At 43.4% G+C, this 13,387-nt stretch carries 10 protein-coding genes; 6 read left to right on the forward strand and 4 right to left on the reverse strand.

Annotated elements, in window-relative coordinates; all coding sequences use genetic code 11:
* Positions 1 to 204: 204 nt before the first annotated feature.
* Positions 205 to 1,167 (forward strand): type IX secretion system membrane protein PorP/SprF, encoded by a 963-nt coding sequence (locus HY064_10430; GenBank protein ID MBI3511068.1) that lies wholly within the window; start codon positions 205 to 207, stop codon positions 1,165 to 1,167.
* Positions 1,168 to 1,296: 129 nt separating this feature from the next.
* Here HY064_10430 and HY064_10435 read toward each other — a convergent pair whose 3' ends face one another.
* Both HY064_10435 and HY064_10440 read right to left on the reverse strand, forming a co-directional pair.
* Complete coding sequence (locus HY064_10435; protein ID MBI3511069.1) at positions 1,297 to 2,124, reverse strand: hypothetical protein; 828 nt, start codon at positions 2,122 to 2,124, stop codon at positions 1,297 to 1,299.
* Positions 2,121 to 3,137: a T9SS type A sorting domain-containing protein gene (locus HY064_10440; GenBank protein MBI3511070.1), complete on the reverse strand. Its 1,017-nt coding sequence runs from the start codon at positions 3,135 to 3,137 to the stop codon at positions 2,121 to 2,123. The genes HY064_10435 and HY064_10440 overlap by 4 nt, the downstream gene beginning before the upstream one ends.
* A 225-nt stretch (positions 3,138 to 3,362) precedes the next feature.
* On the opposite strand from HY064_10440, the gene uvrC reads away from it, so the two are divergent.
* Positions 3,363 to 5,171: an excinuclease ABC subunit UvrC gene (gene uvrC / locus HY064_10445; GenBank protein MBI3511071.1), complete on the forward strand. Its 1,809-nt coding sequence runs from the start codon at positions 3,363 to 3,365 to the stop codon at positions 5,169 to 5,171.
* 111 nt (positions 5,172 to 5,282) lie between these two features.
* Here uvrC and HY064_10450 read toward each other — a convergent pair whose 3' ends face one another.
* Positions 5,283 to 6,023 (reverse strand): DUF1570 domain-containing protein, encoded by a 741-nt coding sequence (locus HY064_10450; GenBank protein ID MBI3511072.1) that lies wholly within the window; start codon positions 6,021 to 6,023, stop codon positions 5,283 to 5,285.
* A 309-nt stretch (positions 6,024 to 6,332) separates the two neighbouring features.
* Here HY064_10450 and lysS point away from each other — a divergent pair, with 309 nt between their 5' ends.
* The 4 genes from lysS to HY064_10470 all read left to right on the forward strand — a co-directional run bounded on the left by lysS (position 6,333) and on the right by HY064_10470 (position 12,719).
* Entirely contained in the window at positions 6,333 to 7,862 is a 1,530-nt protein-coding gene (gene lysS, locus HY064_10455; GenBank protein MBI3511073.1) for a lysine--tRNA ligase, read from the forward strand.
* A gap of 136 nt (positions 7,863 to 7,998) precedes the next feature.
* Complete coding sequence (locus tag HY064_10460) at positions 7,999 to 10,062, forward strand: glycosyltransferase family 39 protein (protein MBI3511074.1); 2,064 nt, start codon at positions 7,999 to 8,001, stop codon at positions 10,060 to 10,062.
* Positions 10,063 to 10,234: 172 nt separating this feature from the next.
* Positions 10,235 to 11,230, forward strand: a complete 996-nt coding sequence (locus tag HY064_10465; GenBank protein MBI3511075.1) for an NAD(P)H-dependent glycerol-3-phosphate dehydrogenase — start codon at positions 10,235 to 10,237, stop codon at positions 11,228 to 11,230.
* An 82-nt stretch (positions 11,231 to 11,312) separates the two neighbouring features.
* Positions 11,313 to 12,719: a hypothetical protein gene (locus HY064_10470; protein ID MBI3511076.1), complete on the forward strand. Its 1,407-nt coding sequence runs from the start codon at positions 11,313 to 11,315 to the stop codon at positions 12,717 to 12,719.
* Between the two features lie 115 nt (positions 12,720 to 12,834).
* Here the strand turns inward: HY064_10470 and HY064_10475 are convergent, their stop codons facing one another.
* Positions 12,835 to 13,203, reverse strand: a complete 369-nt coding sequence (locus HY064_10475) for a helix-turn-helix transcriptional regulator (protein ID MBI3511077.1) — start codon at positions 13,201 to 13,203, stop codon at positions 12,835 to 12,837.
* Positions 13,204 to 13,387: the final 184 nt, after the last annotated feature.

A 13,387-nucleotide genomic window follows, 5' to 3' on the forward strand; every position in this document is an offset into this window, starting at 1 on the left:
GAAACCCCGAACGAGTTTTGGGAAAAGTTACGTAATACTTAATATTACGAATAGCCGCTTTTAATATGTGGCAGGCGCATTCCTGTTTCCGCGGATACACACTTTTCGCATTTCATTCCCCCAATAATTCATCTGTAAAATGCAGGCAACCATTCAGAGCCGGCGCGTCTTTTATATGGCTACACCTTATTAAAAAACATTGTCATGAAACACGTACTACACATCTTTTCCATTTCGCTGTTGTGCGTTTTGTGTGCGGGAAAATTATCAGCGCAGGATCCGGAACTAACACAATTCTATGCGAGTCCTATTTATTTAAATCCTGCATTGGCAGGAAGCAACATTTGTCCACGCATGTGTATGAGCTATCGTGCGCAATGGCCAGGCATTTACGGAACTTATTCCACAATGGCTTTTTCTGTTGACCGTCTCGCTTATAAAGTGAAAGGTGGAATAGGTTTAATAGTGGTGAATGATCGTGCTGCAAAAGGAACACTCAACACTACTGGAATTGGTTTGATCTATGCTCCAACCATTCCGCTTTCGCATACCGTTTCTGTAAGCGCAGCAATACAAGCGGGCTATTGGCAGAAAACGGTGGACTGGAACAAACTCACTTTCGGTGATATGATCGATCCTAAACGCGGATTTATTTACAATACCGATGAAGTTCCAGGTATGCAACGCAAAGGAAATTTCGATCTCGCAGCGGGAATGGTATTATCAAGCCGTCATTTTTTCGCAGGCGTTGCAGTACACCACATTCTTCAGCCCAATGAATCGTTTCTGAACGGAACAAGTATTCTGCCGAGAAAATATACTGCTCATGCCGGCGGAATTATTCCGCTTGGAGAAAGCCGTTACGACGAGTCTTACATTTCACCGAATGTGATGTATCAGCAACAGGGAGATTTTAAACAACTTGATCTCGGAATTTATGTGAAGAAAGAATCTATCGTAGGCGGACTCTGGTACCGCGGAAATGATTCATTTATTCTCCTGATAGGAGTAGAATCGGGATTGCTGAAGATCGGTTACAGTTATGATGTGACGGTTTCAAAACTTTCAAATGCTACCGCAGGTTCTCACGAAATAACTTTAGGATATACTATGAAATGCAAGCCGCCGAAAAGAAAATATCGCCCGGTTTCTTGTCCCAGCTTTTAAGAATTTTTTTTGGTAAGATCCGTTAGGGATCAGGGTGTGTTCCGCCACTGCAGTGTTTGCCAACGTTGATGCAGTGGCGGATTTTTTTTACTCCGGTTTTATCAGAATGCCATTCTCCACGATCTTTCTTCATCCTTTATTTACGATCTCATCACGAAGCTGCACCGCCTTTTTTTTCAGGGGATCGATCTGGTCTTTTGTGTAACTGCTCACATTAACATTATTGGCCACCGTTACTTTTATCGGCTCATAATAATGCTGCAGGGTGTAGAAAGTATTATACAAATCCTGTGTCTCATTATCCGGCGTAATGTAAGTCAACGCTGTTGAAAGATTGCCGAGCATTAATTTCTGCTGTCCGAGCAGCTGTGGAAAATTCTTTACTTTTTCCGAATTCGAACTCGACAAAGAAATAGAAAGCCCTTCGAGAAAACTTCCGGAGGTAATGAAAAGAGCAGTTTTTTCCCTTTTACTTTCATTCAGTTGTTTATTGGCTTCATCGTAAAGCGTAAGGATCAGTTTGCAGATGGAATCGGGCTGTGGAATACTTTTCTCGAGGCGAGCCATGTAAGGAGAAGCAATATTATCAAGCTTCAGATCTGAAACAAGTTGTTTTACAATGGCAAGATAATCCAGCGCTTGCTGGCGCTGATTGTACATGCACGAATAACCGAGATCAGTAAGAGTTACACCGAGATTGAGTGCACGTGATGCATCTGTCTTGTAAAGATCCGCAGCTCTTTTTGCAGGCGACAGCAGATTCATTTCCGGTTCTGTTCCGTATTGTCGCATCCAGGTGCTAACCTGTAATGGCGCGGGCAGGATCATCACTTTCGCTGTAGTGTCGGAAAGTTTTGTTGAATCTGCGTTAAGAACTCCTTTTGTTCCTGAGTTGTTATCATTACCGCATCCGAACAGAAAAGATGCGCATGCAAAAGCGAAAATTATTTTTCTCATTTCAGAATTGCTTTTTGCATGTATGCATTTTTAGAAGAAGTTCCTCTCACAATGTAAACGCCGGGCGCAAGATTATTGCTTCTGTCAATATGCAAATTGAATCCGCCGTTTGCATTTTGCTCCGCAATCTGCGAAGATACAACCGCTCCGTTGGCATCAATCATATCCACAGTGATCACTCCGTCATTATCACCAGGACAATCAGTGAAATTAATCTGGCAATCGTCGGTACATGGATTAGGAAATACTTTGAGCGAACATCCGGAATTATTAATGGTCCTTTCGGCAATAGCATTGTCAGACGTGGAATTAAGGCCATGCTTGTTACTTTGTGTAACGCGGTAATAAGCCGAACCCTCTAACGGATTTTTATCTTCGAAAGAATATTCTGTTCCTGCCATTGAAAATCCTGTGCTGTTTACTGTTCCAATCGTTTCGAAAGTCAAACCATTTTCACTTCTCTCAATTGTAAATACGTCACCGGCAAAAACAATGGGTGAAGACCACTTAGCAATGACACTGTTTGCTGTTGCTTTGTCCTGAACACCAGAAACTGTGTGAACTGTGGGGCCGGTGCCCGTATAACCACTATTAGGATAATTACCAAAACCTACAGGACCCGTTGCAGTATCAGGACCCGTCCAATCTGTAGTACCACAAATATTGATTTTTGCACCCGGGTTATCGCCGGTAAGCAGTCCGCCATCATAAATAATAACACATCCTGCAGGGCAAATATTTAATTTTTGTCCGCCATCAAAATTAAGTGTGCCCAATACGCAAACAGCCATGTATGCATAATCGTGAGAGTTAATATCAACGGTAACCGTAGTTCCTGCGTAAATGACTACAGTATCATTATCAGCAGGCGCACGGTGTACATCCCATGTATCGGGCGAACTCCACCGGCCATTTGCAATTGCAGTTATAGTTGCGGCACGGGAAGTGAATGTTATTCCTGCGAGAAGAATGAATGAACATAAAATGTTCTTTGGGGTAATGTAAGTTTTCATGGTGCGAATGATTGGTGTGAAAATTATTTTCCCGCAGCAAATAATTGCCGTGAGTGTGGATTAAGGATTAGTGTTTATTGAATTGGTGAACGGGACTCATAGGGGGTGCTGTTTTCTACGCATAAAAGTTAAAAAGGTTCGGCGAAATAACAAAAAGAGAAGACAAATTATCGCAAAAGACAGCCCGGCAGAACCATCAGGGGCTGTCTTATCTTTATTCCCCCAATGAAGAACGCTAACAAACCATTGTCGGTAATTCTCAAGTCGCTTCCCGAATCTCCGGGGGTGTACCAGTATTTTGATGCGGAAGGAAAACTGATCTATGTGGGCAAGGCAAAAAATCTGCGCAAAAGAGTTTCTTCTTATTTCACCAGGGAACCTGATAATGCGAAGACAGGAATCCTCGTCCGGAAAATTGCGGATCTGAAATATATTGTTGTCGATTCAGAACTGGATGCGCTGCTGCTGGAAAATTCCCTGATCAAAAAACATCAGCCGCGTTATAATGTGATGATGAAGGACGATAAAACTTTTCCATGGATCTGCATCACCAACGAACGTTTTCCGAGATTGTTTCATACGCGGAAAATGATGAAGGACGGTTCTGAATATTTCGGGCCGTATGCCAATGTAAAAGTGATGTACGCCGTAATGGATTTCGTAAAAAAAATGTATCCGCTTCGTAATTGCAGGTTGAATCTTTCAAAAGAAAATATTGCGGCGAAAAAATTCAAAGTTTGTCTCGAATATCATATCGGGAACTGCAAAGGCCCCTGCGAAGGTTTGCAGGAAGAGAAAAATTATAACCAGGGAATTGAAAATATCCGGAAGATCATCAAAGGACATGTGAGCGTGGTGGTGCGGGAGCTGAAAGAACTGCTGAAAAAATATTCAGTGGAAATGCAGTTCGAAAAAGCGCACGAGGTGAAAGAGAAAATAGATGCGCTCGAAAATTACCAGGCAAAATCGACCGTGGTGAGCAATACGATCACTAATGTAGACGTGTATTCCATCCAAAGCGATGAGAAAACGGGCTATGTGAATTTTTTCAAAGTAATAGACGGCGCCATTGTACAGGGGCATACCATTGAAATGAAAAAACGCCTCGAAGAAAGTGATGATGAATTGCTGACCATGGCCATTGTTGAATTGCGCGAACGTTTTTCCAGCAATGCGAAAGAGATCATCGTTCCTTTTATTCCATCACTGGAAATTCCGGAAGTAGATTTTTTTATTCCGCAGCGTGGAGATAAATTTCAACTGCTTCAGCTCTCGCAGCGGAATGTTTCCTATTACCGGAAAGAACACGAACGCCGGGAATCGCTCGTAGATCCGGAAAGGCACACGAAAAGAATTCTCGCCACTATGATGAAAGATCTGCGATTGAAAGAAGAACCCAAACTCATCGAATGTTTTGATAATTCAAATTTTCAGGGCGATTTCGCCGTTTCTGCCATGACCGTTTTCCGGAATGCAAAACCGGCGAAAAAAGAATACCGCCATTTCAATGTAAAAACCGTGGAAGGCCCCGATGATTTTGCAACGATGGAAGAAGTAATTTTTCGCCGCTACAAACGTGTGCAGGAAGAAAATCTGGAAATGCCGCAACTCATTGTGATCGACGGAGGGAAAGGACAATTGAGCGCGGCCATGAATTCATTGGAGAAATTAGGATTGCGCGGAAAAGTTGCAGTGATAGGAATTGCCAAACGTCTCGAAGAAATTTATTATCCCGATGATCCTGTTCCGCTTTACCTTGATAAAAAATCGGAAACACTGCGCACGATACAACACATCCGCGATGAAGCGCACCGATTCGGAATTACGCACCACAGGAAAAAACGCAGCAAAGGCACGATCAAAACAGAGCTGACGGAAATAAAAGGGATCAGTGAAGTGACGGCGAAAAAATTATTATCGGAATTCAAATCTGTAAAAAATATCAGAGAGAAAAGCGCGGAGGAATTAGCAGAGGTTATCGGAAAGGCGAAGGCGGAGTGGGTAGTTGAATATTTTCAGAAGGGAAGAAGTTGAGAATGGAAGAATGGAGGAAAAGCAGAAATGAAATTCAGCTGACAAAACCAACCCACAAGATCGCTTCTCCCGAATAAATTCGGGATCGCGATGACCTCCCCGTCCTGCTTTTCACTTATAGAAAATCACAAAATCTTTCTGCAGTTGTAAAATTCCGCCGGGATAAACTGCATTTATACTTTCGATTGCATTTTTTTTCGCACGCAACTGGTTGATGATCTCCGTTACAAAACGCGGATCGAGATACATGAGCAGGTGAATGATTCCCCATGACAAGGCATAATTATTCAGTTCGCGGCGCTTGTGAAATTTTTTGTACGACAAGCCGACAAGGCGCTTGATCCGTATCCTGTTCCTGCGGATGAGTTTGCGGATCCTTTTCAATTGCCAGGTGCGATCGGAAATTCGAATTCCGTTTTTTCCTGCCATGGCGCCTTCAAAATATTCGGCAATTCCTTCGTCGAGCCACTCGGGTGCGATGCGGAAAAATGTACCGAGAAAAAAATGACTGATCTCGTGATAACACGTTGAAAGAAAATCAGCGTCTTTGTAAACCGTGATCTCTTTTGTATCCACGTCGTAAAATCCGTAATCGGAACGCGCATATTTAGGTGTACTCTTCTGGCAATTCAGGAATTCATTAAACTGGCCGTAAACAGTGATACTGATGGCGGGAATATTTCCATCCGTAAAACAGTTTCTGAAAAATTCCAGTTCGTAATTCACCATTTGCCGCAGCGAATCCTGTTCTTCCCGCGTTATCCGGCATCCGCGCCTGATGAGTTTCAATTTTTGCCTGAAACGACCTCCGCGCAACGTTCCCGGTTGTGTTATTGGGGTTACTCTGCTCATATTTAAATTTAAGATTTTCCCAATGAAAATCCGAGAAAAACGTGCCAGAGATTTACAGTTTCCCAATGAAAAAGTTAAAAATTTACTGTGCTGAGCAGCAAGGGCTGGCAGCGATTTAACATGAATTCACCAATGAATAAGTGGTAATGGCATCGGGTTTGTTTGGCGGGAAGATTACAGATTTTACGGAATACAGATTATGGATAAAGATTGTTTAAGAATTTGATGTGTTGAGTTAGAAATCCTTGAGATTTGTAATCTGTATTCCGTAAAATCTGTAATCCTCTCCCATTTCGTACTTTTGGCGCAATGGAAAACTCCACAGCACCCACCACGCTTTCAGAGCAGGAAATTGTTCGTCGGCAAAAATTAGAAGAGATAAAAAAACTCGGCATTGATCCGTATCCGGCTGCGGAATTCAAAGTGAATGTTTCTGCAAAAGATATTCACGAAAATTACGAGCGCGATAAAACGAATTACAAAGATGTTTCCATCGCGGGAAGAATAATGACGGTTCGCGATATGGGAAAAGCGGCGTTCGCTTCTTTGCAGGATGCTACAGGAAGAATTCAGCTTTACATTCGCCGCGATGATATTTGCCCCGGCGAAGACAAAACGATTTACGATTCTCTTTTCAAAAAACTAACTGACATCGGTGACATCATTGGTGTGAAAGGTTTTGTATTCACGACGAAGGTTGGAGAAATTTCCATTCACGTTACTTCATTTCAAATGCTGAGCAAAGCATTGCGCCCTCTTCCTATTGTGAAATTAGATGAGGAAGGAAATGCGCACGATGCAGTTGTTGATCCTGAATTCCGTTACCGCCAGCGTTACGCCGATCTCGTGATCAATCCTGCGGTGAAAGAAACTTTTATCAGGCGCACGAAAATGATCAACACGATCCGCGAATATTTAAATGATAAAGGTTTGCTGGAAGTGGAGACACCCGTGCTGCAGAGTATTCCCGGTGGTGCGGCCGCGCGCCCGTTCATCACGCATCATAACGCGCTCGATGTTCCGTTCTATTTGAGAATTGCCAATGAACTTTATTTAAAACGCCTGATCGTCGGGGGTTTCGACGGCGTGTATGAATTCTCAAGAAATTTCCGCAATGAAGGAATGGATCGCACGCATAATCCGGAATTCACCGTGCTCGAATTTTATGTTGCATACAAAGATTATGAGTGGATGATGCGCACTACGGAAGAGATGCTGGAAAAAGTAGCGACAGCTATTCACGGAACAACGGATGTGCAGATGGGAGAATCGGTGATCAGTTTCGCGGCGCCGTTCAAACGAATTACTATTTACGACGCAATAAAAGAACATACCGGAATTGATGTGAATGGAATGGATGAAGAAAAATTGCGCGATGCGTGCAACTCACTCGGCATTCACGTCGATAAAACAATGGGACACGGAAAATTAGTGGACGCGATCTTCGGAGAAAAATGCGAAGGGAAATATATTCAGCCGACATTTATTATCGATTACCCGGTGGAAATGTCGCCGCTCACAAAAAAACACAGAAGTAAACCCGGGCTCGTTGAGCGTTTTGAATTAATGATCAACGGGAAAGAAATTGCGAATGCCTACAGTGAGTTGAACGACCCGATCGATCAGCGTGAACGTTTTGAAGAGCAATTGAAACTCATGGAACGCGGCGATGACGAAGCGATGTTCATCGATCACGATTTCCTGCGCGCGCTTGAGTACGGAATGCCGCCGACTTCAGGAATCGGAATAGGGATCGATCGGCTCGCGATGTTTCTCACGAATAATGTTTCGATTCAGGATGTTTTATTCTTCCCGCAGATGAGGCCGGAGAAACAGTAAGCAGCGACAGCAGGCAGTAACTTTTCCGAAGAAACTAAATGACGGCGGGCAGTTTTCAGAGAGAAAAGAATTACGAAGGATGCACACATTCGTATATTCGTCCCGAACTTTCCCGGGATTCGAAATTCGTAACGAAATGAATCTTCTCGAAAAAATTTCTTCCGGTAAACGATTCAATCTTGCTCTCGCAGGAATTGTAATTGCCGGGGCTGTTTTTCGTTTTCGCGATATCGGGACAGAATCGCTTACTGCTGATGAAGCGAGTGCGTTGCTGCGATTACATTTTTCTTCTTTTTCTGCAATGATCGAAGGTGGAGTGCGGCCCGACGGACATCCCGCATTCGCACAAGTGCTGTTGTGGTTCTGGACAAAATGGTTTGGTGTGAGTGAATTCTCCATTCGTTTTCCGTTTGCGCTGATGGGAACAGCTTGTGTTTTTCTTGCCGCTGATAGTGCGAAAAAATTATTCAACGACACAGTTTCGTTATGTGTCGCCGGGGGAATGGCGTTTTTGCAATTCCCGCTCATGTATTCGCAACTCGCGCGTCCGTATGCGCCGGGATTATTTTTTGTTTTGCTTTCGATGTTTTTTCTGCTGCGATTCCTCGGTGAGAAAAAAGTATCCCGGAAAACGATCATCGCACTTTCACTTTCGTTTTCACTTTCTGCCTATTCTCATTACTTCGCGATGATGGAAGCCGGCCTGATCGCACTCGCCGGATCATTCCTCGTTAAAAAAAATAACCGCAAAGCATTTTTTCTGTCGTGCGGGATCTCGATCGCGCTTTTTCTTCCTTACGTAGGAATTTTTCTTCATCAGCTGAAAATAGCCGGAGTAGGCGGAGCAGGTGGCTGGCTTGGAAAACCGAACGGAGAATTTCTGCTGCATCATTTGATGTTCATCTTCAATTCTTCGAGAGGATTAACATGGACTGTGCTCGGGTTTGTATTCCTGTCCGCAATTATTTTCAGGAAAAATAAAAGCAAAATGCATCTGCTGCTTTTCACCTTGTGGCTTATTCCGCTGGTCGTGGGATATATTTATTCCGTGACAGTGAACCCGGTGCTCATGGATTCTGTTTTGCTTTTCGAATTTCCTTTCCTGCTCATTTTTCTTTTTGGATGGTTGCCGCCGCTTGATTGGACGAATAACATTCTGAAAGAAAAAAAATTGGTTGCCACCATTCCCGCCGCAATCACGCTCGGGCTTCTTTATTATGTAGGCCAATACAAACCGTATCGTCTCACGGATCATTTCGGAAGATTAAAAGAATTAGTGAACCAGACCATCGACTGGCAGGAAACTGCGGGATTGAACCAGACGGATGTTTTTTACAATGTGGATGCGCCGTATTTCGTGGATTATTATTATGAAAGAGCAGGAAAGAAAAAACTGAACGTGCTGGGAACGATCAACAATGGAAATTCTGAATTGAAGAGTTTCAGAAAGCTCGTGGAAAATTCAAATGCCGAATTTTTTATTTATGCATGGAGTACAAAATATTCGCCGCCGGAAGTTCCGGAGATCATCCGCGAAAAATTCCCGTATTTACTCAAGCGCGATTATTTTTTCAACTCCGCGTTTTATGTTTTCGGAAGATCGGCAACTCTTTCTTACCTGCATGAAAGCGATGATGTGTTGTGGAAGTCGGATGCAATTTTTTTTCCTAACGGCGACAGTTCACAATGGTCGAAGCCATGCAATCTTTTATTGGGCGACACATTATTGGCAAACACATGGAATGGAAAATTCATCAGAATTCTGCAACCAATACAGGAATATGTTACGTCCCCAGAGCTCTATTCAACAATGCTCGATAGTTCCTGCATCTACGGACCGCTTCTGAAAATGAAACTCGGAGACATGCTGCGCAGCCCGGATAATATTCTTGAACTCGACGCCGATGTTAAACTGAAAGAAAAAAATGCGAACGCAGTACTCGTCATTGAAATTCACCGCGGCGATTCATTACTCTCCTGGAACGGAAGAGAAACGAATACACAATTGTCTGCTGCAGACACCGGTGATTATCACCATGTGTATTTCGGAATTCAGTTACCCGAAGGTCTTTTATTGAACGACGAGGTGCGTTTTTATATTTACTCGCAGAATAAAAAACCGATTCTCGTTCGATCGCTTACGGCAAAAGCAATGCGCGGACATGAAGGAATCTATGGAGTAAGATCGGATTTCCAATAGGGAACGAATTGCGAACCCGGCGGTGAAAGACCGCCGTGCGAAAATGCGAAATACGAATGTCCGAAATCCGTATTTCGAAATCCTGAATACGCATGTTCGCACTACGCATTTTCGCACATCCGCCACTGCGGATGAGTTCGCAATTCGTTCCCTAATCGTATCTTCGTACAGCATGAAAATCGCCGTTATAGGAGGAGGAAGCTGGGCTACAGCAATAATCAAGATGTTGTGTAATAATACAACCACAGGCCGGAAGGCCGGGTGGTGGATCCGCAATCAGGAAACGATCGACTACATAAAAAAATTCAAACACAATCCGAATTATCTCAGCTCGGTAGAATTGCATCTCGAAAAACTCGGGCTGGATACAGAAATTAAAAATGTAGTTGCAGGGTACGACGTTCTCATTATGGCGGTTCCCGCCGCGTTCCTCGCCGGGTCGCTGAATGGATTGACAAAGGATGATTTTAAAAACAAAATTATTTTCTCCGCCATAAAAGGAATTGTTCCGGGGCCGAATCTCATCGTCGGGGAATATTTCAATCAACAGTTCGGTGTTCCTTATGAAAATATCGGCGTCATCACCGGGCCTTGCCACGCGGAAGAAGTTGCACTCGAAAAACTTTCTTATCTCACGGTCGCGTCGCACACACAGGCGTATGCGCAACTCGTTGCGGAAAAAATTTCATGTCGTTATATCCGCACCACTGTTTCCGATGATATTTATGGAACGGAATACTCCGCTGTTCTGAAAAATGTTTTTGCCATTGCCAGCGGAATTTGCCATGGACTTGGTTACGGCGATAATTTCCAGGCGGTGCTTATTTCGAATGCAATCCAGGAAATTTCACGGTTTGTGGATGCAGTTCATCCCATTGATCGCGATATAAAATCTTCGGCTTATCTCGGGGATCTTCTCGTTACCGCGTATTCTCAATTTTCAAGAAACAGGATGTTCGGGGCAATGATCGGAAAAGGATACTCGGTGAAAATGGCGCAGCTCGAAATGAATATGATCGCCGAAGGATATTATGCGGTGAAATGTATTCGCGAAATCAATCAGCAATTAAAAGTGCACATGCCTGTTACAGATGCAGTGTATCACATCGTCTATGAAAAAATTGCACCGGCTATTGAAATAAAACTCCTGACAGATAAACTTTCTTAAAGTTGGTCGTTAGGTTTTTTGGTGGTTGGTAGTCGATCGCAAATGAACTTCACCACCAACTACTAACCAAACGACCACCAACTTGCTCCGCAACAAATACAATCTCTACACGCATCTCTTTTTTTTAGCGATGATGATCTTCGCACTCATCTTCGCGAAGGAACGTTTCCAGGCCGATGGCGCATATTATCTTTTTAAAGTTGTCAATTCGGGACATTTTCAGATCGAACACCAGCGCTACATTCTTATTTTTTCTCAATGGATGCCGCTGCTCGGTGCAAAAATGGGATTGTCGCTGAACGCCATTTTTATTCTGAATTCACTCGGCAATATTTTATTTTTCTATTTCATCTTTTGTTATTGCGTTTATTACCTGCGCGATGAAACGGCCGGCGTTGCTGTCATTCTTTTTCAATGTCTCGGCGTTCTTCATTTACAATTCACACCCATGTACGAGATCTGGTATGGCACTATGTTGCTTGTTCCCATCCGCTCTCATCTTGTAAAAGGAAAATATTTTCTCACACGCGATCTTATTGTTATCGGCGCGCTCATGATCACCGTGCTGTTCAGTCATCCGTTGTTGTTCATTCCGCTTCTTTTTATTCTCATGCTCGATGTAATCGAGAAATGGATCATGAACTGGAAATTATTTATTCTCGTCGTGATCACTTTCGGGGCATGGTTCATTGTAAAAAAATTATTTCTAAGCGATTACGAAGCGGGGAAAATCTCGATGCTGGACACCAGGTGGAATAAAGCCTATCTCGATCTGTTGCATCCTTCCTATTACTGGTTTCTCACAAAATTCTTTTTTACATATTATACGATCCCTGTTCTTGTTTACATCACACTCATCATCATGTATCTCGTTCGCGGAACAAAACGGAAAGCAATTTTTGTCTCATTATTTTTTTTCGGACACATCGGCCTCGTGAATTTCACGCACGTATGCGATCCCGTGCTCACGCCTTACTTCGAGCGCATGTACATGCCGCTGATGCCCATTGTATTTTTTCCGTTTCTCTACGACATCTTCACGCAGTTTTTTCTACGCAATGCAATCGGTGCCTGGCTCATTGCACTCGTCATTGTTTGGCGCATCGGAAGATTTGTGGATGTGGGATTGGATTATCGCACGCGTGCGCATGCAACCGATCGCGCGATCGCGCAGGCGCAAGCAAAAAACGGAAGTAAGTTTGAACTCAATCCGGCCGATTACAAAGAAGGTGGCGGCGGTTGTATGCAGTGGGCCGACGACTGGTCTTTCCCGATGGAAACGATGTTGCGATCAGCGGCGATCGATAAAAATAAAACGGTGACTATTGCAACGTGGTTTGATTTCGAAGAAAATGGCAATAGAAAAAAACTGAACGATAAAAATTACATGATGCGCCGCCAGGAATTGATGCCGGATAATTCAGTGAATGAAAAATATTTTGTGATGAAGGATGGAGCGTATGTGTTGCTGGATGGGAGTTGCAGGTAGCGGTGAGTGCGAAATACCCGCCTGCCGCCGGGAGGCGAAATGAGCGATCCGGATTACAATCGGGAGAAGTAATTTTGCGGGAGGAGTAAAAGCTGTCGTTCCTCATAGGGCAATTTTATTTCCTGTACCCGCTTTTCTTTTTCGGACGCTCCACCACATTCATCCGCTCACGGAGGAACTGGATCTCTTTTCTCATGTGAAGCATTTCTTCCCGTAAAAAATGAATTTCTTTTTCAATCCTCGTATAGGCCGGCCGTGATTCTTCAAAGATGGAAGTTTCTTTTTTCCTGCCGGAATTTTTATTCATGAAATCGTGTTCAAGCACCTGTGAAATATTTCTTAACAGTTCCGTATCTAAACTTTTGCGTTTGAAAATGCTGTAGATATTTTCTCTCGATTTATTGATCCTTCTCGCAAATTCACTCACCGTCATTCCACGATACTTCAAGATTTTTTTTATTTCTGCTCCCAGGTTTTGACTCATGCTCAAAAGTCCTTAAAAGCAGAGAAATTCGTTTACATGCAGATGGTGTTTGAATTTCACAAAAAAGTTTGTATTATTGCATATAAACGTAAAATTCTGTTAAACGCAGGACCCTTGTCACAGGGTCGTTTTCCCCCAAGGTTTTCCCTGTGGCATTTTTTTGTTCTGGCGGCGTAACCCCGAA

The sequence above is a fragment of the Bacteroidota bacterium genome (assembly GCA_016194975.1).
Lineage (GTDB): Bacteria > Bacteroidota > Bacteroidia > Palsa-965 > Palsa-965.

Coding starts and splice junctions, on each gene's coding strand:
- HY064_10430 (MBI3511068.1), top strand. CDS start 205: ATGAAACACGTACTACACATCTTTTCCATTTCGCTGTTGTGCGTTTTG.
- HY064_10435 (MBI3511069.1), bottom strand. CDS start 2,124: ATGAGAAAAATAATTTTCGCTTTTGCATGCGCATCTTTTCTGTTCGGA.
- HY064_10440 (MBI3511070.1), bottom strand. CDS start 3,137: ATGAAAACTTACATTACCCCAAAGAACATTTTATGTTCATTCATTCTT.
- uvrC (MBI3511071.1), top strand. CDS start 3,363: ATGAAGAACGCTAACAAACCATTGTCGGTAATTCTCAAGTCGCTTCCC.
- HY064_10450 (MBI3511072.1), bottom strand. CDS start 6,023: ATGAGCAGAGTAACCCCAATAACACAACCGGGAACGTTGCGCGGAGGT.
- lysS (MBI3511073.1), top strand. CDS start 6,333: ATGGAAAACTCCACAGCACCCACCACGCTTTCAGAGCAGGAAATTGTT.
- HY064_10460 (MBI3511074.1), top strand. CDS start 7,999: ATGAATCTTCTCGAAAAAATTTCTTCCGGTAAACGATTCAATCTTGCT.
- HY064_10465 (MBI3511075.1), top strand. CDS start 10,235: ATGAAAATCGCCGTTATAGGAGGAGGAAGCTGGGCTACAGCAATAATC.
- HY064_10475 (MBI3511077.1), bottom strand. CDS start 13,203: ATGAGTCAAAACCTGGGAGCAGAAATAAAAAAAATCTTGAAGTATCGT.